Below are 20,943 nucleotides of genomic sequence, written 5' to 3'. Positions count from 1 at the left end.
TTTATATTTTCTAAGGAGGTAAACAGAAGATGGCAGACACCCAAACTGTAGCATACAACAATATCCTGTTTGAATTAGACTCCGCAATCGCCTACGTAACGATGAATCGCCCCAATAAGCGGAATGCTCTTTCACTAGAGCATATGCAGGAACTTATCCATTGTTTTGAAAACATTTCAAAGGATAAAAATATATCTGTTGTAATCCTTAAAGGAAATGGGCCGGCGTTTTGTGCAGGACATGATTTAAGTGAGATGGTGGATCAGGAGCCAAGTTTTTATCGCAACCTGTTTGATGTCTGTACAAAATTAATGGAAACGATTCAGTCCATTCCGCAACCGGTTATCGCACAGGTGCATGGAATCGCGACGGCAGCAGGATGCCAGCTGGTAGCTACTTGTGATCTAGCCGTTGCGACGGAAGATGCCCGTTTTGCTACGCCGGGTGTGAAAATTGGCCTCTTCTGCTCTACACCGATGGTAGCGATTTCCCGCGCAGTTGGTCGCAAGAAAGCGATGGAAATGCTGTTGACGGGGGAAGCCTTGTCTGCTGAAGAAGCGGCTTTGGCTGGTTTAATCAATAAAACGGTACCTGCCAATAAGCTTGAAGAAGAGACGAAGGCGTTCGCCTTAAAAATTGCCCAAGCAAGCCCATTTACTGTTGGAATTGGAAAACAAGCGTTCTATAAACAATTGGATATGTCACAAGGTTTAGCTTATTCTTACGCAAAGGAAGTTATGAGCCTGAACGCTACCGCTGCCGACGCTACAGAAGGCATTTGCGCGTTTCTTGAGAAGCGGCAGCCGATATGGAAAGGATGCTAATTGTTTATATACTTATAATTTAAGAAATAAGACAGGAGAAGATGATCAGGATGAAAAATGAACTTGTGCTCAAGCAATTTATTATCGCACGCCGGCGGCTTTTAAAGGCGCTTGAGGATGTTACGGAAGAAATGGCCGCCAAAAAGCCGGAAGGATTCAACAATAATATTCACTGGCATGCCGGACACATTTTGTCTGCAGCTGAGCAGTTTCTGTTTCGCTTGCCCGGCGGCTCTGTGAATATTCCAGATAATTACAAAGATTTCTTTGCGAACGGAACAAAACCGGACGATTGGAAAGAGACACCTCCTTCTTTCCAGCAAATTGTCGCACAGCTTAAAGAACAAGAGGCAAGGGTAAAAGATGGCAAAGATAGCATAGAGGAACGTTTGGATGAAACGCTGGTCCCCCCGTTCACGTTACGATCCGGATTACGGATGGACACGGTCGGCGAATTGATAAACATGGCTATTTATCATGAAGGTGTACATACTGGATATATTAGCGCCATGAAGCGAATTATTGGTTAAGCTTATGGAAAGCGAAGGATTGAACGGATTTTTTATAAATGGGAACATAAGGCAATAGCTGTTCAAGGCGATTGCCTTCTTTTTTTGTGAAAAAAGAACGAGGGGACAATGCCCGTAAGTTTTTCTTATTTTTGATGAAACATAAAAGAAAGACGTATCGTATAAGTAAACATAGGCGAGAATAGGCTTCAAAAAATTCCTATGATAAGATAGAAGTATGCAAAAGACCAATAGCGGGGTGAGATTTGATGAAGGAATTTTTCACCAATGTATGGTGTGTGTTACTATCAAGCACTATAGGATTGGTCAGTTCGCTCGTGTTTTTCATACTGTTTGACGAAGAATTTATACCCGTTTTTTTGCTAAGTGTTGCTACTTTTGCCTTGTCCATGTGGATAGTGAAACGGCGCTACCGAAAGCCGCAAAGATATAATCCAGAAATGGACAAGCATGAAAGAGCCTATATAAAACAAAGTTTGCGTGAGGCGCAGCGCAAGCTAAAAACCATCCGCCGCTTGCAGTTTCGCATTCGCTCTATTATTATCTGGAAAAAAACGTCGCACCTGTATAAAGTAGCCCGCCGTATTCTGATAATTATAGAGGAACAGCCACATCGTTTCCGTTTCGCCCGCAATTTCTTTGCCAGCTATCTTGATTCCACCATTACGATTCTTGAAAAGTATACATTCCTTGCTTCGCAGCCGATACACAGCCAAGAAATGGTCATGGCGCTCAAAAAGGCCGAAGCTATGCTGGATGATATTATTGCCGCGCTGGAAGAAGAACTGATGCAGGTGCTTTCGGATGATGTACTAAACCTCAATGTTGAGCTTGAAACACTGAAAAAATCGCTAGGCATACGACCGGAGTACGTAATTAAGTCAGTAAAGCATGAAGAATATAAGGATAAAATGAAGCGATGAGTCTGTGTTGCAGAAGCAAGGGAGGGAAAGCATGAGGCAATTAAATTTGTATCCTTCTGTTCCAGCTGAAGCGTCTTTTGGAGTGAATCCAGCGTCGCTTGACTCACTTTCCCCGCAACAGCAAATACAGGTAAAAGAGCTGATGTTTTACCTGACGCCAACAAAGCCGCATGTTCTGACCCAATACGGAGCAGAAGTTCAGCAGAAAATGGCGGAGCTTGCTGATAACATGCTGAATCAGGTACGAATACAGCGCGTAGAGGAGCAAATTGGAGCCATTTTGCGCAATTTGCTAGCAAAGATAAAAGAAGTGCAACCGGACAAGCTGTTTGAAGAAAAGCGTGGCTTCTTGAATCGTTTGTTCAACGGATCGGTCGTCAAATCGAAAGAGCGTTTGCTGGTTCAATATCAAAAGGCGAACTATGAAATTGAACGGATGGCAGATATGTTGGAACGTTTACGTCATCAGATGTTGCGCGATTCCACGATGCTTGAAGTGTTATACGAACGGAGCCGGGAGTACTTTAACGAATTGAATATTTACATCGTGGCGGCGCGGGAAAAGTTGAAAGAACTGCAGCAGTACACGCTTCCGAATTTACGGAGTAAACTGGAAGCCGAAGTCGCAGAGGGTGACCCGTTAAAAATGCAGGAACTTATAGATATGGAGCGCTTTGCTGATCGCCTTGAGAAGAAATTACAAGATCTGCTTATAAGTCAAACCGTTGCTTTGCAAACTGCGCCGCAAATCCGGCTCATTCAGGAAAATTATGAGATGCTAATGGAAAAAATCCAATCATCCATTTTAACTACAATTCCGCTCTGGAAAAGCCAGATGGTCATCCTGCTTTCGCTTGTACGACAACGTGACGTTCTGGCGGTGCAGAGGCAGGCGGTAAGCGCGTCCGGAACGCTGCTCAAGCAAACTTCGGCCGCTTTGAAAGAAGCTGACCGGGAAATAAGTCAGGAACAGGAGCTTATGATCGCCGAGTTGGAAGCGTTTAAAGAAACACAGCGCGGTTTGTTGGCTGTGGTAGAAGAAACGTTGCATATGCAGCAGGAGGGAAGCGCGAAGCGCAGACAAATTGAACAGGATATGGATGTAAAACCTATTAGATCTGGAAATACGGTATAGTGGGCCATAGCGCTGATGCCTTCTTCCCATATGCTAAGGTGTATGGTATATCCGGATTTTTTATCGTTTGAGAAAGTATATGCCGATTTAAAGTGATGAAGTCATATATACTTTCTTTTTTATTTTTATACAGTTCATTTTTTAGGATAGAAAAAGGTGAATGAAACGATGTTAAATATCGCTTTGCTGGGTTGCGGTGGCACTATGCCATTGCCGAAACGCTGGCTTACTGCTTTGCTGGCTTCATATCAGGGCAAGATGATATTAATCGATTGCGGGGAAGGTACACAGGTAACGATGAAAATGCTGGGATGGGGCTTCAAGTCAATTGAAGCTATTTGTTTTACCCATTACCACGCTGATCATGTTACCGGTTTGCCCGGTTTGCTGTTCGCCATCGCGAATGCGGGACGGACGGATCCGCTTCTCATTATAGGACCGCCAGGACTTACGGAAGTAGTCCGTGGTATGACGGTGATCGCCCCGTATCTTCCATATGAGCTGCAAACGATTGAACTGTCCGCTCAGGAGCCTACTGTCAGCAAAATTGTTGGGGTTACTGTGCGAACTCTTCCAGTAGAGCATACGGTTCCTTGTTTGGGTTATACGCTTGAGATTGAACGAGGAAGAAAATTTAATCCTGTACGGGCGTCTGAACTGGAGATTCCTGTTCCTTTTTGGGGGCACCTGCAGAAAGGGGAAGAAGTTACATATAACGGCAGGACGTTTACGCCGGATATGGTACTTGGTCCGCCGCGCAAGGGCCTGAAAGTGGCGTATTGCACCGATACGCGGCCGACTGAAGAGCTTGTCGAGTTTATCCGCGGCGCCGATTTATTTATCGGAGAAGGGATGTACGGCGACCCGGAGAGCCTGCCAAAGGCGGAAGAGCACAAGCATATGTTATTTGAAGAAGCGGCAATGCTGGCCTTAAGGGGTGGAGTGAAAGAACTGTGGCTTACCCATTATAGCCCATCTTTATCTGAACCGGAGCAATTTATTGACGTTGCGCGTCGAATTTTTCCACAAACGAAGCTGGGAGAAGATCGAATGACGATTAGCTTGGTTTTCGAAAAAGATTAGACGTCTGAACCGAAACAAAACCATTGGATGCTGCCGTTTTGAATCCAATCATTTTCCCTTGCGTAGTAGCTGATTTTCTACCACAATCCCACATGATTCGATTAATTAAGAATAAATATTCTTATTATGCTTATATCATGTTTTGTTTTAAAAATGATTCCGTAAATAATATGATTTAATTAAAGGAGCGAGGGAAAAGAAGTGAAGAAAGTAAAATACAAATATGGCATTATTTTTGATATGGATAATACGCTGCTTCAATCTAGGATTGATTTCACCGGGATGAAACAGGCGATTTTTAGGTTGCTTACAGAGTATGAATTGTGCGCCTATGACTTTGAATGGCAAGAATTTACAGCTTCTCAGCTTATTGAGATGGCACGGCAGTCAGGGCGGTTGCGACCTGAAGTAGAAGCGCTCATTTGGGAAGCGGTGACAGAGTTTGAGAAACGTGGTATGTATGGGGCAAATTTGGAGCCGTATGTGCCGGAAGTATTGGAATACCTTTCACATGAATGTCACTTAGTTGTGTTGACCAACAATGCGCAGGAGGCGGCGCAGGAAGCGCTGCACAATACCGGAATCGCTCATTATTTCGATTATATTGTCGGTCGTGAACAGATGACAGTGCTAAAGCCTTCGCCATCAGGCATTCATTATATTTTGCGCTATTATCCTGATGTACCTTCGGAGCGATGGATGCTAGTTGGAGATTCCTGGATTGACGGCAAAGCTGCGCAGGACAGCAACATACGTTTTGCCGCTTACAAAGGAAATATAAAGGAAATGGAAAAGTGGAAAGTGCATCCGGTTCTTCATATAAACGATATGCGTGAACTGATACAGTCATTGGTATGGAAGACAAAATGAGAAAAAAGGGGAATATCATTTATTATTGAAAAAAGCGAGGCGTTTTCTATATTGGCCTCGCTTTTTCTTCTTATTGAGCATTGTTTTTGTTTATTGCAACGAAATTCTTGCTGTGATGGCAATACATAAAGTTGCTGAAAAGAGGGGAGGAATAGAGAATTTTATGCAAATTCCACATGAAGTGGACATTTTTTAAAAATGTAGAAGCAAAATAGGAAGGGTGTTATATTATTTCTAGCAAAATGAAACTATAACAGAGTTGAAAAGAAGTAAAGAAGTTGTCGTGATATTTTTATTTGCAAACAAACTTTTTTGTTTTTTATCCATTCATCCGGCGGAAAATATTTTATTCCGGCAACCGGGTAGCCATTTCTTAAAAATGATAGAATAGAACGTATAATAAAAGGCAGCAGGCAAGCATAAAAAGGCGTAGATTATGCGAAAAGGAAGATTGGCAGTGAACAAAAGAGAAGAGATTCATCATACGGGTGAAGCATCGTTCGGTGTTCAGGACGGAATGATTCTGGAACATTACGGTGTAAACGAGCTTCATTTCGATTCCGTCAAGAATTACCGCAACCGCTTTCTGGCCGTGAAGCCGAATCATCCTTGGAATGGACTAGAAACGAAAGAATTTCTCTATAAGATTGGAGCTTGGGGCAAGCGGCGCGAAACAGGAAAAGAGGGACTGACACTCGCGGGCTTACTTATGTTCAGCGAGGAAAGAATTATTACCGAGGTATTGCCTCATTATTTTCTTGAGTATCGTGATGAAACTGGGACGGCCTATGATGAGCGATGGACGGACCGAATCACTTCACAGGATGGTACATGGTCCGGCAACTTATTCGATTTTTATTTTATGGTTATGCCGCGGCTGATCGCAGGACTTAAAGTACCGTTTCAGTTGCAGGGAACGCTGCGGCAGGATGAGACAGCCGTTCATACTGCTCTGCGCGAAGCGTTGGTAAACGCAATTGTGCATGCTGATTATAGCGGTGAGCGTGGTATCGTGGTGACAAAAGAGAGCGATGGATTCGTCTTTTCAAATCCGGGAACGCTTCGCGTACCGCCGCATCAGGCGTTTGCGGGCGGTGTGAGCGACTTGCGGAATCCGAATGTGTGCAAGATGTTTCTGCTTATAGGTCTGGGCGAGCGTGCCGGCTCCGGGCTTTCCAACATTCGACAAACATGGCGGGAACAAGAGTGGAAAATTCCGCAAATTTCGCAGCAAGAATCACCGGCCAGGACGACGTTTATTTTACGAATGATATCCGCTTCTGAGAGCGAAATAGAAGCAGAAAAACGAACAATCGAAAGCTCCTTAAATAAGGAAGGGTGGTCCGTAAATAAAGAAATCAACTCCATAAACAAGGAGTTTAAGTCCTTTAATAACGAGTTTTACTCCATAAATAAAAGAGAAAACTCCCTAAATAAAGGTATTAACTCCGATAATAATGAATGGAACTCATTAAATAACTGGCTAAACTCCTATAATAAAAAGATTGACTCTGTAAACAAGTCCGTAAATAAGAGAACATTGGCTTCTTTTGAAAAAGAATCGAAAGAGTGGCTGCAAGAAGATAATGTTGAGGAGCATGTGGGTCCAGAAGCGGAAGAAGGAGCTACGGGAGAGGTGGAAAAAGTGGAAGTAAAGGAAGAGGAAATAACGGATGAAGAGCTTTGGCAAATGGCTGAAATCGCCAGAAAGCGGAAACGTCTCAGCCCTAAAGTGATGGAAGAAGTTATTTTGCGTTTATGTGCGCAGAAACCATTACGCCTTAAAGAATTGGCGGATATGCTGGAGCGGACGCCAGATGGTTTACGAAACAATTATTTAGGGAAACTGCTTAAGGAAAACAAGCTTCGTCTTAAATACCCGGATCAAGTGAATCACCCGAAACAGGCATATATAACAGTTAAATAGAAAATGAGGTGCTAGACAACCGATTGTATCATGATATGTTTATGCGCCAGCGTTTTGCACCTCGTTTTTTTAACATGACACGCGAGAAGTCCCCTTCCTCTACGCCTCCGGCGTAGGTGGGGATGAATTGCGATAATATTTTCATACTTGCTTTTGTTCATCCACAAGGAAAGTGATTTACAACATATGCTTATTTTCCTATGGCTCGATATTTTGTGTAGCGATAGGTGAGAAGGGTGGGAGAAACAGTCGGTTGATAAGCACGAATATTTTCCTGGGAAATAAAAAGTTGGTATGCTTATTTGAGTTCTTGAACAATGGCTTCTTGTAAGCGCTGGTACTTGCTTTTTTGGTTTACCGAGTACGAATATCCCATCTTTGTTAACATCTGCATGACGCGCTGGCAGGCGGCTTCATCCTTCATTCCTTCGATTTCAAGCTCATATTCTTCCTGGCCGTTCGGAAAGAATGTGCGATCTAGCTCAAATGTATAATCGTCTATTATGTGCAAGATTCGACGTTCGTTGTGCAGCGTGCCGCGCAGAACAAGTTCTGACGGTGTGATCAGACGGTAGATGGCTTCTTGACCTTCAGGAGGTAGCAAATTTACTAGAATTTCCGGTTTTCCCCGGCCTTTCACAAACATATCTGGGGATATTTCTGTTTCTAATTCAATGGCAGATATGGCGGAAGATTGGCTTTTTTGCTTAATTTTTGCGCATAGAATCCAGGTGCCGTTTTCTTCTCGTACACGCAACATAACCCCATTCTTACCCATATAAAAGTCGGGAGTGTCGAAGTAATAATTGGTTTGCTGAAGGAGAGGCTTTTCTGGATCGGCGTATGCCAGCAGTTTTTCATACGTCTCTTTTGTCACCATAAGCTTTAGTTCTTGTTCTCGTTTTGGCATTTGAATCTCCTTTGTTCACAGATCATTTTACATTCGTTGCTTATAATAGGGAACGGAGAGAAAAAAAGCAACAGTGCGTTATATTGTAATCCTGATTACTGTTTTGTTCGATATGCTTTGGGAAATGTGTACATATGTATAGATACGTTTGAACTTTAATGAGGGGCGGAAATTTTGGTTTATAATTTTCGATATTTTTTGGATAATATACGTAAGATTACAAATTAGAACGAGTTTATAGTGAGAAGGCGCCGAGCGTAATGTGGCGCCTTCTTTCTCACCTTACGAATAAGTAGCAGATTTCTTTTGTTTTTTGCGTCTGCCGATTAGGAGCACACAACCGATAACAAGAATGGAGAAAAACCACTTAAATTCTGGGTTAGCGGTAAAATAGACGGCCAGAAAAGGCTCCTCCGTAATCATTTTGGCGGCGGTCCAGGCAATTACACCGGAGCCGATATAAATCAGCGAAGGGAAACGTTCAATCCACCCGATGATAACGGTGCTGCCCCAGACAACGATAGGAACGCTGATAATAAGACCAAGCACGACGAGCAGGAAGCTGCCATGCGCAGCTCCGGCGACAGCCAGTACGTTATCCAGTCCCATGATCGCATCGGCGATAATAATGGTGCGAATAGCCATCCAGGTATTTTCGCCCGCTTTAATATGCTCGTGCTTTTTTTCTTGTACCAACAATTTGTAAGCGATCCAGATAAGCAGTAACCCGCCGGCCAGCAATAATCCCGGAATGTTAAGCAACCAGACGACGAGTAGCGTCGCAATAAGGCGAATAACGATCGCGCCAATTGTACCCCATACGATTACTTTCTTCTGTTGTTCTTTCGGCAAATCGCGGGCCGCCATACCGATAACAATAGCGTTATCGCCAGCAAGCACCAGATCGATAACCAGAATGGCCAGCAGCGCGGAAAAAAATTCTGCTGAGAAGAATTCCATTATACATCAGTCCCTTCATTTTAATATTTTCACCAAAGGAAAAGACCTTTACCCAACCGGATAAAGGTCTTTAATACTTAATGCAATATAAAAAGACCTTCACCCGTTATGGCAAAGGTCTTGCTAACAACAAATCATGTTGCCAACAAAGCCGGAGGCTGTAAACCTCGAAATGACGACTTTGCTGTCCAGCTACTCCCCTTTGGATTTCTACTTTTAGAGTAAAACAGGAAGCTTCTGTAGTCAATTCTTTATTTTTGATTGATTTCCAGCCATGAATAAGTTTTTTAACATAACACGCGAGAAGTCCCCTTCTTCCACGCCTCCGGCGTAGGTGGGGGATGAATCGTGCTTCTTTTTCCCTTCTATTCGTTGTATACTAGGAATGTACGTTCGTATTGAGAAAGAAGGGGATTCGAATGATTCGAACCGTAAAAGTCGCTTTTACCGCATCCCGCTTCACCATAGATGCCCTGTTTGCCTTACATCGCTTCTCGGCAGAGGTGTGGAATACGTGCTTGACTGAAGCGAAAGTCTACTACCAGCAAACCGGGCAGTGGATCGGTAAAACCGAACTACAAAAACGCTTGAAGCGTCGTTTCCCGATGCACAGCCAGAGTATACAAGCTGTGTGCCACAAATATCTTTGGGCGCGAGATAGCGCACATCAGGCCCGGAAGGAAGGGCACACGAACGTCCGCTATCCATATAAGCAAAATAAGTATTTCAACACAAAGTGGGCGGCGGACGGTTTTACCATTCATCCTAACGGACGCATCTCGTTGCGTCGCGGCATCTGGGAAGGCAAGCGTCAAGCACCGAACCCGCCGGGTTCGCATACATGCGCCATTGACCCGGGTGAAATTCATACGCTTGCAGCCGTCGCAACAACTGGAGACAGTCTCATTGTGACCGGACGAAAAATCCGAAGCATTCACCGCCTGCGTAACAAGAAGCTTGCAGAGCTTCAGCGAAAAATGAGCAAGTGCCAGAAATACAGCCACCAGTGGAAGCGGTACAACCGGGCGAAACAATATCTTCTTTCTAAAAGTAAACGCCAGTTACAGGATGCCTTGCACAAAACGACGAAACAGTTTGTCGAATGGGTGGTCGCCCAGTAAGTGAACGAAGTCTACCTTGGAGACGTCGAAGGCGTCCAGCGAAAGAAGAAAAAGAAACGTTCTCGCTGCCACAATCAGCGAATGAGCCAGTGGCAGGTTGGGAAAGTAAAGAAGTACCTAACGTACAAACTGAAGGCGGAAGGCATCATGCTCCACAAGCGCGAGGAACGTTATACATCGCAAACCTGTCCGGTTTGCGGGGCGAAAAAGAACGTGCGTGGTGCGGCTATACCCAACATCGGGACATTCACGGTGCGGCGAATCTACTGTCCAAAGTGTTGTATGAAAACCGGATTCAGTCCTTGCCGTTTGAAATTCAGAAACCCACGTATCTACGGATCGCCTAAGCGAGAAGTAGTAGATGGTTTGTTCCGTTTGTTTTGGGATAATATTTTTTGATCGCTTCAATTTTTTTCCTATCTCGAATAAACAAAAAACGCCTCATCTCCTTATGTACCAAGGGTTTGAGGCATTTCGTTCAATCTTACAAAATATAATTGTGTAAGATTTGTAATTATGGCAGGTTAGTTTTTTAGTGGAATATAGGCTACACCAATAGCAGTAAGAATCCCATGAGCAATTGCTTCTGCTAATCCGTTTTGAAAAACAGAATTAGCCATGTATTTTGCATCTTGAGGGTGGTTTACAAAAAGCATTTCTAATAAGCTACCTTTGGTTTAACTTGTAGTACGCGTAAATTCTTTCGAACCTTGATGCCACGATCACGGATGTCAAACAATCGCAGGTAGTTACTAACGGTCATATGAATGGTCTGGATTTGGTCATTTTCACTATAGTAAAGCGTTTTATATCTCGTTCCACCACCAGCATTCATATGAAACTCGACTAAGAGTTCAGCACCTGACTTATTTACGATTTCTACTCTTCGTTCCAAGTCTTCTCGCTTATTTTGTTGTAGATCAGATGCTGAAGAAAGTGAATGATCGCTAGTGCGCGTTAAAACTACTTCTACGTTATGTCTTTCCAGGACGGATTTAACTTTTAACGTCATTTGCATAATAATTTCATATTCTTTAACAAAATCGCAGGCTCCTGGATCAGGTAATCCATGCCCTGCCCCTAGTGCAACAATTTTAGCCATAATTAATTCACCTTTTTCAAATGTTTGATCTCCATCCAAACGTCTTTAATATTTGTTTCTAATGTGGAAAGACCTTGCTGGACTTTTTCCATTGTTTGTGACATTTCTTTTTGAGCTTCGGTTGTTCGTTCCAAGTGCTCCATGAGCTTTTGTTCTCGCTCTTTACTTTCTAACTTGTACTCCAAGTTTGTTTGAAGCAATTCTTTTTCCCTTTTTTCGTGCATTTCCATGATTTTTTTCTCTCGTTCCCCGTTTTCTTTACGTAAGTTATTAAATAACCATACACATGCACCAATAACGGAAAAAAATAAAAAGATAAAAAGGATACTAAATACATATTGAGATTGTGCAATTTGCTGGGCCGTTTTCAAATCAGGCATACTTTCTTCTTCACCTCTCTTTCAGAGATATAAAGAAGAAATAGCTATATTTGTGGCAACCTATTTTAATTATCAATTAATTATAGTAAAATATTCACAAAAACAGAACAATTGTTTTTATATAGGATTTCCATTTTGGATTTAAATCCCTCTTTATACATAAAGAGGGAGGGGAAATGATGACACTTACTAATTTCTTGAAACAACATCCTCATTTTGAAGAAGGTGTAAATGACTTTAATTTTCAAATCCTATTCTTAAAAATTTCCTAAAGGAAGAGAATAATCTACTGCTTTTCGGTAAAACAATAATGTTCCCTACTAAAGAAAATCAAGAAAAGTTAGATGAAGTTTTCAAAACCTTTTATCTAAAAATTAGATTACTTAACTTTATTTTCAAAACTATTTATTATAGTGCAATTAATTATAATAAAAAAATTCGCAAACATAAGCAAAGGTATTTGCTAATACTGGACAAGTCGGTTCAGAATACACCAGAAGATGACGGAATAAGCATTATTGATTTAGTTCCTTCTAGTGAACGAACTCCCGATGAATGGATGATTGAAAAAAATAATGTTTTGGAGGAAGTTGTTAGTGATCCTCTCCTCAATCAAGCGATCAAACTGTTAACCCCAAAAGAAAAGTTAATTGTGGAGCTTGCTTATATCCATGCTATGTCAGATCGTACAATCTCCCAAAAATTAGGGGTATCACATCAAGCAATATGTAAAACGCGTAAGAGAGCCATTACTAAAATTCGTAGACATATGGAGGAAAAATATGTTGTCTAAAATAGATGATTTAACTTCTTTGATTAAAGATGCACAAAATAAAGACACGGAGGCCGTGTTACTTTTCGTTCAAACATTTAAGCCGAAATTAAAATCTTCTCTTTATCAAACCTCTCTAAGTGAGCGTGAGGATTTAGAACAAGAATTAACGATAAAGGTAATGGAAACCGTTTGTAATTACAACTTGGATGACACACCTGGATTTTTTGAGTTTATCGAACAGATAGAAAAGAAACGCACCGAATAAAGGTGCGTTAATCTTTTTTATAAAGAATTTTTTAAACTAGGGTTGCCAAAAGAGATGTCTCTTTCTCTTTATTGTATAGAACGAAACAGAGGGAAAAGGTTAGGGATGAATCTTCAACCTCTGCATCCCTTTTGTTCTCTGAAATTTTAAATAAAGAAGGGAACATGATATTATGGCTACTAAAGTGATTGTACGATTAGCTACATTTATTCGAGCTCCATGGGTTCACGACCCTACTGATCTCCCTGGTGGTGACTACTCAGAATTCCAAGGGGATAATCGTGGATTTACCCCATATACCGGAGCATCAGAAACATATTATAAACGTTATCGGACATGGCAAGAGTTTGAAATTGATTTTTCTACTGGCTCTATGACATATCGAGAAGATATGGGTCAAACTGTAAACAGAATTACTAAGACTGATGGAACTGTTACAACCAAGTATGGTATTGCTCCTTTATCCGGTATTTCATTTGCAAATGTTCAATGGGGACAACATTCTGTTCAATTTGATGCGATTGTAGATGCAAGTAATCCTTTAGTAACGGCAGCCCCGGCTATAAACTATGATTTTCACATTTCTATATGGGATAATGGTCAAGTACAAATTCAAGGAGCACATGATGGATTCCCAGACTATGAGGTCTATAAAAAAGTAGATGGAGGAGCTTGGAAAACAGTTTATCAATTTGATGCTGAAGCTCATGGGAACAGTCTTATGAACCTGTTTCCTCCAGAAGATGTTACAGGTGTAAACAGAATTGTTGCATAATAAAGAGCTGGCAATATGCCAGCTCTTTATCTACGTGTGCCCGGCATGGGCGTCATCTCTAGGGTTCAAGTCCCGAGTGGTGAAGGCAGTAGTAACCATTAGCTTGTGGCAAGGGTGTCGACCGTGAGGTCGAATCTGAAGGAAGCCGGCGGCAAACCTCCGGCCTGAGGAACACGAATCTCATATAAGGCCAGCGTTCGGTGGATGAGCCTGCATAACAAGGCGAAGTCCATACTGCCGAAGGCGAGCGAAGGTAAATGAGGAAGGTAGATGGAGGGGAAGATGGCGCTCTTACCCGGGGAGGTCTGTTATCGTATTAGATGAGGTGGATAAAGGACTAGAAAAAACAAGGTCACAAGTCGTTCGTTATGCGGATGATTGCAATATCTATGTACAATCCCGCAAAGCAGGAGAACGTGTGATACAATCGATAACTACCTATATCGAAAAGAAACTAAAGTTAAAAGTCAATCAGGAAAAAAGTGCTGTCGACCGACCTTGGAAACGAAAATTCCCTGGTTTCAGTTTTACTCAACATCTGGAGCCGAAAGTTCGCATAGCGAAATAGTCCTTACAACGCGTCAAACAGAAAATCCGTGACATTACTTCTCGACCCATATCTTTACCGGACAGAATCGAGGAGCTAAATGAATACCTTATGGGATGGATGAGGTATTTTACATTAGTAGACACGCCAAGCGTGTTTCTTACTCTTGACCAATGGATTCGCAGACGATTGCGAATGTGCTTATGGAAAGAGTGGAAACTTCCCCGAACAAAAGTGAAAAGACTTATTGCTTTAGGCGTGCCTAGAGGAAAAGCCTATGAATGGGGAAATTCCCGTAAGGGATATTGGCGTATCGCTAAAAGCCCTGTTTTACATCGGACTCTTGATAAACGATTCTTCGAATCGTATCAACTTAAGAGCCTGAAAGAACGGTACAACGCCTTGCGGCGTACATAATGAACCGCCGTATACCGAACGGTACGTACGGTGGTGTGAGAGGTCGGGGGCTAATCACCCCCTCCTACTCGATTTTTGAGATTTTTTGTCCTACCGCATATCATCCACCAGCCAAATCCAAAAACAATTCCCGAAACAGCAAAGAATGAATCAAATAGTATTGCTTCTGAGGAAAACATACTTTTAAAACTCCATACATTCCCAAACATCCAGAAAATCAAAGAAGTCGGAATGATGCATAGCAAAGCTGCTGCCAATGGATAAATCCAAACAGTTTGACTAATAGCAGGTTGAAATTTCTTCTGTATTAATGAGAAAGTTAAAAGATATAGTGGGAACACAATAATGATATACGATCCTCCACCCCATAATAAAACTGGTATTAAATCATGGATAGGTTGATTCCAAATAATTGATAACATTACATAATAAGTTAAAATGCCTACAAAAAAAGAGATAATGGAAATAATTGCTAATTTCATCCATCGCATAATAATTACTCCAATTTTGAGATATTTCAAGGATGTAAGATGACCCTTCAAAAAACTGAGTAAACTGTACACTAATAATATACAATAGAGTACTACCAATATTTTAACTTAAAAACCAAAAAAATTGTATTTTTTTGGAATGAAAATATTCTCATTCCAAAATTACAAATTCACATTGTTTTCTTTTCTGTATTTTATGGATTCGGTTCTGTTTACAGAATGTATCAAACGACCGGCCTATGGATTTCAACAACACAATATTCTTTTCGCTTTTTCCTCACCAACTGAAATAGACTTCACATGTTCATGTATTGTTGGTGGAACCACATGTAGGGGTACTGACGACATTTCGTGGATTTTATACATTAATACAAATAATGTAAATTGATATAACCAAAAACGGTTGAATAGTGATGTTTTGGTGATTTATTTTTGGTCTAACTTTTGGATATGAGAAAACTACCCAAAGAACGACCAGAAAAATGTCTTACGGAAATCGCCAAAAACATTCGTTTGTGGAACCTTGTTGAAAAAAATAACAAGAAGCTTGCAGAGCTTCAGCGAAAAATGAGCAAGTGCCAGAAATACAGCCGTCAGTGGAAGCGGTACAACCGGGCGAAACAATATCTTCTTTCTAAAAGTAAACGCAAAAAGAAACGTTCTCGCTGCCACAATCAGCGAATGAGCCAGTGGCAGGTTGGGAAAGTAAAGAAGTACCTAACGTACAAACTGAAGGCGGAAGGCATCATGCTCCACAAGCGCGAGGAACGTTATACATTGCAAACCTGTCCGGTTTGCGGGGCGAAAAAGAACGTGCGTGGGCGTATGTATTGCTGTTCGTGCGGCTATACCCAACATCGGGACATTCACGGTGCGGCGAATCTACTGTCCAAAGTGTTGTATGAAAACCGGATTCAGTCCTTGCCGTTTGAAATTCAGAAACCCACGTATCTACGGATCGCCTAAGCGAGAAGTAGTAGATGGTTTGTTCCGACCCACGCCCGTAAGGGTGTGTTGCTGAATGATTCCCCTCGCAGACGGCACGTGTCTGTGAGATCAGCGACAACCCGTTGATCGCCTGTTCTGCCGAGGTGGATAGTTCAGAAACCCCCACTTCAACCTATGGTATGGTAAGTGGGGAAGGTTCATATATAAATAATATTATTAAATCAATAAATTATCTATTGTCCTTCCTGTATAAACTATTGTATACTGTGGGAGAACAAATTATATAAATAATATTTTATATGTAAATTAGTTTGGAAGGAACATAAAAATGAAAAGATTCGGTCTTTTACCAAGGTTAATTGCGGCAATTCTATTGGGTATTTTTATTGGAATGGTTAGTCCGCAGTGGGTGATCAAAATTACCGCGACTTTTAACAGTATTTTTGGTAATTTTCTGGGATTTGTCATTCCGCTCATCATTATTGGATTTGTTGCACCGGGCATAGGCGAATTAGGAAAAGGCGCAGGCAAGCTGCTGGCGATTACCGCAGGGATCGCTTACGTTTCTACGATTGTGGCTGGACTTATCGCCTATGTTACGAGCGCTGTTGTACTTCCCAACATTTTGGAAGTCGGCAGCATGCACTTGAACGCGAAAAATCCGGAAGAAGCGCTGGTACCGCCGTTATTCAAAGTGGACATGCCTCCTGTTATGGGAGTAATGACGGCGCTACTGCTCGCGTTTACGCTTGGTCTCGGTATCGCCGCAATTAAAGGCGATACCCTAAAGAATCTAATGAATGACTTTCAGCAAATTGTGGAGAAATTGATCCGGAATATTATTATTCCGCTGCTTCCTCTGCATATTATGGGAATTTTCGCGAATATGACATACGCTGGACAAGTGGCAATGATTATGTCCGTATTTGCCAAAGTGTTTGTAATGATTATTATTCTGCATATTGTCATCCTGTTGTTGCAGTACACGTTCGGTGGCGCGATAGCGGGAGCCAATCCGCTTAGAATGCTTAAAAATATGATGCCGGCGTATTTTACTGCAATCGGCACCCAATCGTCCGCAGCGACCATTCCCGTAACGTTACGCCAGACCAAAAAGAACGGTGTGCATGAGGGCTCTGCTGATTTTGTAATACCGCTCTGCGCGACCATTCATTTGTCAGGAAGTACGGTTACGCTGGTCAGTTGCTCGATGGCGGTTATGATGCTGAACGGCATGAATACTTCGTTTGGTGCGTTATTCCCGTTTATTTTGATGCTTGGTATAACTATGGTAGCAGCCCCGGGCGTGCCAGGCGGTGCAGTGATGGCGGCTCTCGGCTTGCTCCAATCGATGCTGCATTTTGATCCGACGCTGCTTTCATTAATGATTGCGCTATACCTTGCACAGGATAGCTTTGGCACTGCGTGCAACGTAACGGGCGACGGCGCGATTGCGCTTATGGTTAACAAGATTTCTGGACACAAATTGACACCGCAAGAATAAACAAAGAGCTTCGGTTTTTTGTTTTTTGTGATAGATAGTAGGAAAGCATATGCTGCTTTACAGTGATAAAGCAGCATATGCTTTTTTTCCATGTAGTAAACGAGGATAGACTATAGGGTCAGGCAGTTTGTTGTTGTACGGCGCGGTGACCGCCCGTGAAGTCGGCATTCCGGCCGTTTCTTAACGGAATTCGATTTCATCCCGTTCTTTGTTGTATGTTACGACAAGGTCGGAATTATTTAAATACCAGGCGTCTTCTTTTTCGATATAGAATGTAATGCCGCCTTCCACGGTAGAAACGCCGATTTCTTTCGGCTGTTCTTTGGCAATGCCAAGCGAAAATCCGCTTTGCACAGTACTGCAACCGCCTAGACGGACAAAAAAGCGGACGGCGTCCCCTTTTTTCACATCCATTTCTTTGCGGAACCATTCCATGGCCGCAGGGTCGATAATTAGCTTCATGCTTCATGCCTCCTTTGTTTTGCGGCAATGCGTGTATTTTTTATTGTACCATATTCCTTGCGCTTATTTATTGTCTGGCTCTTACGTATGCCGGGTAAAGGAGGATAATAAGCAAATGAGTAGACTTAGTGAACTACCTACCACTTCCACCTCGCTTAGAAGTAGGGGGGTTCTAAAGTAAAATGATAGGTAAAAGATGTATCGCTTAATATATCAAACGAGAAGCCCTGTTTTTTTAACTCTGTAATAATAGCTGGCAGCGCTTGAACGGTGGTGACTTTGATCTGCGAATCATGCATTAAGACGATAATTTTTTTCTTGTTTCGGCTTTCCTTCATCACGGATTGAATAATAACGTCGCGTGGTTGGACTTTTCGTTTGGCATCCTGGGAATCAACATTCCAATCGAAGTACTTATAGCCCTTCTGTACGCTTTGTTGGATAAGGGTTTGCATTAAGGAATGTCCGCCGTATTTGCGGCTAATGTGATTATTGGAACCGCCGGGGAAACGCATAATTTTGGGCTTTTGGCCGGTTGCTTTGTATATCAGCTGTCTGAGTTTTTCCATGTCACTGTGGAAAGCGGTGGCAGAAGTATAAATATTACGATATTCGTGCGAGTAGGAGTGCAGGCCGAGCGCGTGCCCTTTGCTTACGATGCGCCGATACATTTGCTTACCGAATTCGCTGTTGTTGCCGATAACGAAAAATGTCGCTTTTATCTTATAGCGATCCAGAATTGCGAGAATTTCTTCTGTATTGGTGGATGGACCGTCGTCAAATGTAAGGTATGCTACTTTAGTGTTATTGTTTTGCGCTTGTTTCGCTTTTTCTAATTCTTGCTGCTTTTTTTTCAGTTCATTTCGTAGATTTTCGTTTACCCGTTGTAATTTCTGGTTTTCGAGCTGGATCTGCTCAAGCATGCGCAGTGTGTCATAGTGTGCCTTTGCCTGCACGGACGCGTACAGAATGAACAACATAAAAAAGACGATACCGACTGTAATCGCGTTTCTAATGAGGGTCGCCTCCGTTTCTCTGAACGCTTATGTTTAGATATGTATGTCGGAGGCTTCTCTCTCATGACGCTCAAGCGTATTGATTTGACAAGCGTGAGGAAAATCTGTAATATTCATCTGATGTAACAGGAATAAGGGGCAAAAGACATGCTGCGTAAATACGTATATAAACTTTCTCCAACGCAAATTATTGTCAGCGCTTATTTTACAGCCATTGTGATCATTACCGGGCTATTGATGTTGCCTATCAGTGTAAAACCGGGGGTCAACCTGTCATTGATAGATGCTTTGTTTACCGCTGCAAGTGCGGTGAGCGTGACTGGGCTTACGACAGTCAGCACAGCGGACACATTTAGTACATTCGGTTCTTTTGTTTTGATACTAGCTTTTCAAATCGGTGGAATCGGCGTAATGACGCTGGGCACATTTTTCTGGATTTTGTTCGGTGCGCCCATAGGGCTTTCGCAGCGCAGGTTGATTATGATCGACCAGAACCGGTACAATCTGTCTGGTTTGGTGCAGCTGATGAAGCTGGTGCTTGGGATGACGCTGTTGTTTGAAGCGGTAGGAACACTGATTTTCGGACTGTATTTCTATTTTGCTGGTTATTACGATACGTTTTATGCGTCTTTTTATTATGCGGTTTTTCATTCGATTTCGACGTATACGAACGCAGGGTTTGATCTTTTTGGCAATTCGCTGATTGACTATTCTCACGACTACTTTGTTCAATCGGTAACCATGCTTCTCATCATTCTTGGTGCCATCGGTTTCCCGGTACTGGTTGAAGTTCGTGAATATTTGTTCGGTGGCCATAATCGGTTTCGCTTTTCCTTGTATACGAAGATTACGACTGTGACGTTTCTGGTGCTGCTTGTGTTGGGCATGCTTGTAATCTGGATTACAGAAGATTCACGATATTTTGCTGAAATGTCCTGGTATGAGAAGTTTTTCCATTCTTTATTTCTTTCAGTTACTGCACGTAGTGCCGGATTAACGACGGTTGATGTATCGGAGTTAAGCGTGGGAAGCCAGTTTGTCACCTCCATCTTGATGTTTATCGGGGCCAGTCCTTCCAGTGTGGGAGGAGGCATCCGCACAACAACGCTTGCGGTTGTGATTTTGATGATTGTTACGTTTGCGCGTGGCCGGAGCGAGGTGCGTGTGTTTGGCCGTTCCATTCGACAGGAGGACATTATTAAAAGTTTTGTGTTTTTTGTAACAGCCTTGATGCTTGTGACAGGCGGCACGTTAGTTGTGCATATGTTAGAGGATCAAAGGTTTGAGTTGGTACATGTTATATTTGAAGTATGCTCCGCGTTTGGCACATGTGGCCTTTCCGTTGGGATTACAAGCGGTTTGTCTTACAGCAGCAAAATAATATTGGTGCTTTTGATGTATATAGGCCGAATTGGCATGATGCCGTTCTTGTCAAGTTTTACTTCGGGCAAATCAACAGCGGACGTCCATTATCCAAAAGAAAAGATTATTATAGGCTAAAAGCTACTAGGAAAATAGGTGTTTATCAGGCGTTTTCTTTTTCTGTCTAAATTACTAAAAGAGGGAAAATGAGGAACTTTTTCTTGCGCGTATCCGTATATGATGTTGTAAATAAAGAGAAGGGAGGAAATAGAGGGAGTCGACTGGAATACTGAATGCTGGATGAGACGAAGAGGTTCTCGGTATTTTACTGTATGATTTAATCGCTAAAGATAAGCTTGCGATTATTTTGTGAAAGATGGGATGGTCTGTGAAAAGACATCTTGTGTAGTAGAAGATTTCTGTTATGGTATTTATGAAAGTATTAGCAATCCACTCTCCGCATGTATCGCCTAGACGAAAGTGCTATAGAGACTGATATAGAGCCTGTACGAGGGGTGGAGAATTCTTCACAGAAGAAGAGCAAAACACGATTGGGTGCTATATGTTTTCGACCTATTTCGAGAACCGGTTTACCGGGAAAGAATCATATGCAGTA

22 protein-coding genes and 1 pseudogene are annotated in these 20,943 nt (G+C 42.3%); 16 read left to right on the top strand and 7 right to left on the bottom strand.

The window, feature by feature from the left end; translation table 11 throughout:
* Nucleotides 1-29: 29 nt before the first annotated feature.
* The 7 genes from K3F53_RS18150 to K3F53_RS18120 all read left to right on the top strand — a co-directional run bounded on the left by K3F53_RS18150 (nucleotide 30) and on the right by K3F53_RS18120 (nucleotide 7,292).
* Entirely contained in the window at nucleotides 30-824 is a 795-nt protein-coding gene (locus K3F53_RS18150) for an enoyl-CoA hydratase (protein ID WP_057897301.1), read from the top strand.
* Between the two features lie 50 nt (nucleotides 825-874).
* Nucleotides 875-1,354: a DinB family protein gene (locus K3F53_RS18145; protein ID WP_057897302.1), complete on the top strand. Its 480-nt coding sequence runs from the start codon at nucleotides 875-877 to the stop codon at nucleotides 1,352-1,354.
* A 248-nt stretch (nucleotides 1,355-1,602) separates the two neighbouring features.
* A complete protein-coding gene (locus K3F53_RS18140; protein WP_062731142.1) occupies nucleotides 1,603-2,277 on the top strand; it encodes a 5-bromo-4-chloroindolyl phosphate hydrolysis family protein in 675 nt (224 codons plus the stop codon).
* Between the two features lie 31 nt (nucleotides 2,278-2,308).
* Nucleotides 2,309-3,412, top strand: coding sequence for a toxic anion resistance protein (locus tag K3F53_RS18135; protein WP_057897304.1), 1,104 nt, complete (start codon nucleotides 2,309-2,311; stop codon nucleotides 3,410-3,412).
* A 168-nt stretch (nucleotides 3,413-3,580) separates the two neighbouring features.
* Complete coding sequence (locus K3F53_RS18130; protein ID WP_091261464.1) at nucleotides 3,581-4,495, top strand: ribonuclease Z; 915 nt, start codon at nucleotides 3,581-3,583, stop codon at nucleotides 4,493-4,495.
* A 201-nt stretch (nucleotides 4,496-4,696) separates the two neighbouring features.
* On the top strand, nucleotides 4,697-5,365 hold the full coding sequence (locus K3F53_RS18125; RefSeq protein ID WP_236781938.1) for an HAD family hydrolase: 669 nt from the start codon (nucleotides 4,697-4,699) through the stop codon (nucleotides 5,363-5,365).
* Nucleotides 5,366-5,822: 457 nt separating this feature from the next.
* Complete coding sequence (locus tag K3F53_RS18120; protein ID WP_408863268.1) at nucleotides 5,823-7,292, top strand: ATP-binding protein; 1,470 nt, start codon at nucleotides 5,823-5,825, stop codon at nucleotides 7,290-7,292.
* A gap of 298 nt (nucleotides 7,293-7,590) precedes the next feature.
* Here K3F53_RS18120 and K3F53_RS18115 read toward each other — a convergent pair whose 3' ends face one another.
* Nucleotides 7,591-8,202 carry a CYTH domain-containing protein gene (locus K3F53_RS18115; protein ID WP_057897306.1) on the bottom strand — a complete coding sequence of 204 codons (612 nt, stop codon included), beginning with the start codon at nucleotides 8,200-8,202 and terminating at the stop codon, nucleotides 7,591-7,593.
* Between the two features lie 282 nt (nucleotides 8,203-8,484).
* A complete protein-coding gene (locus K3F53_RS18110; RefSeq protein WP_220559218.1) occupies nucleotides 8,485-9,162 on the bottom strand; it encodes a TerC family protein in 678 nt (225 codons plus the stop codon).
* A gap of 419 nt (nucleotides 9,163-9,581) precedes the next feature.
* On the opposite strand from K3F53_RS18110, the gene K3F53_RS18105 reads away from it, so the two are divergent.
* Both K3F53_RS18105 and K3F53_RS19545 read left to right on the top strand, forming a co-directional pair.
* Nucleotides 9,582-10,283: a transposase gene (locus K3F53_RS18105; RefSeq protein ID WP_246615664.1), complete on the top strand. Its 702-nt coding sequence runs from the start codon at nucleotides 9,582-9,584 to the stop codon at nucleotides 10,281-10,283.
* An 81-nt stretch (nucleotides 10,284-10,364) separates the two neighbouring features.
* The gene (locus K3F53_RS19545) at nucleotides 10,365-10,682 is read left to right on the top strand and encodes a zinc ribbon domain-containing protein (RefSeq protein ID WP_408863354.1); all 318 of its coding nucleotides are present in this window, start codon (nucleotides 10,365-10,367) and stop codon (nucleotides 10,680-10,682) included.
* A gap of 259 nt (nucleotides 10,683-10,941) precedes the next feature.
* Here K3F53_RS19545 and K3F53_RS18095 read toward each other — a convergent pair whose 3' ends face one another.
* Entirely contained in the window at nucleotides 10,942-11,385 is a 444-nt protein-coding gene (locus K3F53_RS18095) for an N-acetylmuramoyl-L-alanine amidase (protein ID WP_057897309.1), read from the bottom strand.
* A 2-nt stretch (nucleotides 11,386-11,387) separates the two neighbouring features.
* On the bottom strand, nucleotides 11,388-11,765 hold the full coding sequence (locus tag K3F53_RS18090) for a hypothetical protein (protein ID WP_220559217.1): 378 nt from the start codon (nucleotides 11,763-11,765) through the stop codon (nucleotides 11,388-11,390).
* A 310-nt stretch (nucleotides 11,766-12,075) separates the two neighbouring features.
* On the opposite strand from K3F53_RS18090, the gene K3F53_RS18085 reads away from it, so the two are divergent.
* The 4 genes and pseudogenes from K3F53_RS18085 to K3F53_RS18070 form a co-directional block, all read left to right on the top strand.
* Nucleotides 12,076-12,558: a sigma-70 family RNA polymerase sigma factor gene (locus K3F53_RS18085; RefSeq protein WP_091261520.1), complete on the top strand. Its 483-nt coding sequence runs from the start codon at nucleotides 12,076-12,078 to the stop codon at nucleotides 12,556-12,558.
* Entirely contained in the window at nucleotides 12,548-12,805 is a 258-nt protein-coding gene (locus K3F53_RS18080; protein WP_220559216.1) for a helix-turn-helix domain-containing protein, read from the top strand. Before K3F53_RS18085 ends, K3F53_RS18080 begins: the two co-directional genes overlap by 11 nt.
* A gap of 172 nt (nucleotides 12,806-12,977) precedes the next feature.
* Nucleotides 12,978-13,580 carry a DUF3238 domain-containing protein gene (locus K3F53_RS18075; RefSeq protein WP_091261522.1) on the top strand — a complete coding sequence of 201 codons (603 nt, stop codon included), beginning with the start codon at nucleotides 12,978-12,980 and terminating at the stop codon, nucleotides 13,578-13,580.
* Nucleotides 13,581-13,875: 295 nt separating this feature from the next.
* Nucleotides 13,876-14,544, top strand: a pseudogene (locus K3F53_RS18070) (group II intron maturase-specific domain-containing protein); the annotation flags it as partial.
* 50 nt (nucleotides 14,545-14,594) lie between these two features.
* Here the strand turns inward: K3F53_RS18070 and K3F53_RS18065 are convergent.
* Nucleotides 14,595-15,035: a hypothetical protein gene (locus K3F53_RS18065; protein ID WP_091261523.1), complete on the bottom strand. Its 441-nt coding sequence runs from the start codon at nucleotides 15,033-15,035 to the stop codon at nucleotides 14,595-14,597.
* A gap of 450 nt (nucleotides 15,036-15,485) precedes the next feature.
* On the opposite strand from K3F53_RS18065, the gene K3F53_RS18060 reads away from it, so the two are divergent.
* A complete protein-coding gene (locus K3F53_RS18060; RefSeq protein WP_220559215.1) occupies nucleotides 15,486-16,001 on the top strand; it encodes a zinc ribbon domain-containing protein in 516 nt (171 codons plus the stop codon).
* Between the two features lie 310 nt (nucleotides 16,002-16,311).
* Nucleotides 16,312-17,487 (top strand): dicarboxylate/amino acid:cation symporter, encoded by a 1,176-nt coding sequence (locus tag K3F53_RS18055; protein WP_057897317.1) that lies wholly within the window; start codon nucleotides 16,312-16,314, stop codon nucleotides 17,485-17,487.
* 180 nt (nucleotides 17,488-17,667) lie between these two features.
* On the opposite strand, the gene K3F53_RS18050 is transcribed toward K3F53_RS18055, so the two are convergent.
* Together K3F53_RS18050 and K3F53_RS18045 are read right to left on the bottom strand one after the other, a co-directional pair.
* A complete protein-coding gene (locus K3F53_RS18050) occupies nucleotides 17,668-17,949 on the bottom strand; it encodes a HesB/YadR/YfhF family protein (RefSeq protein ID WP_057897318.1) in 282 nt (93 codons plus the stop codon).
* A 155-nt stretch (nucleotides 17,950-18,104) separates the two neighbouring features.
* Nucleotides 18,105-18,929 carry a polysaccharide deacetylase family protein gene (locus K3F53_RS18045; RefSeq protein WP_220559214.1) on the bottom strand — a complete coding sequence of 275 codons (825 nt, stop codon included), beginning with the start codon at nucleotides 18,927-18,929 and terminating at the stop codon, nucleotides 18,105-18,107.
* A gap of 183 nt (nucleotides 18,930-19,112) precedes the next feature.
* Between K3F53_RS18045 and K3F53_RS18040 the strand changes: the two genes are divergently transcribed.
* Nucleotides 19,113-20,465: a TrkH family potassium uptake protein gene (locus K3F53_RS18040; protein WP_220559213.1), complete on the top strand. Its 1,353-nt coding sequence runs from the start codon at nucleotides 19,113-19,115 to the stop codon at nucleotides 20,463-20,465.
* The last annotated feature ends 478 nt before the right edge of the window (nucleotides 20,466-20,943 follow it).

The organism is Aneurinibacillus thermoaerophilus, assembly GCF_019603355.1.
In the GTDB taxonomy this organism is placed as follows: domain Bacteria; phylum Bacillota; class Bacilli; order Aneurinibacillales; family Aneurinibacillaceae; genus Aneurinibacillus; species Aneurinibacillus thermoaerophilus.
This window is presented reverse-complemented; position numbering and strand designations above follow the sequence as displayed.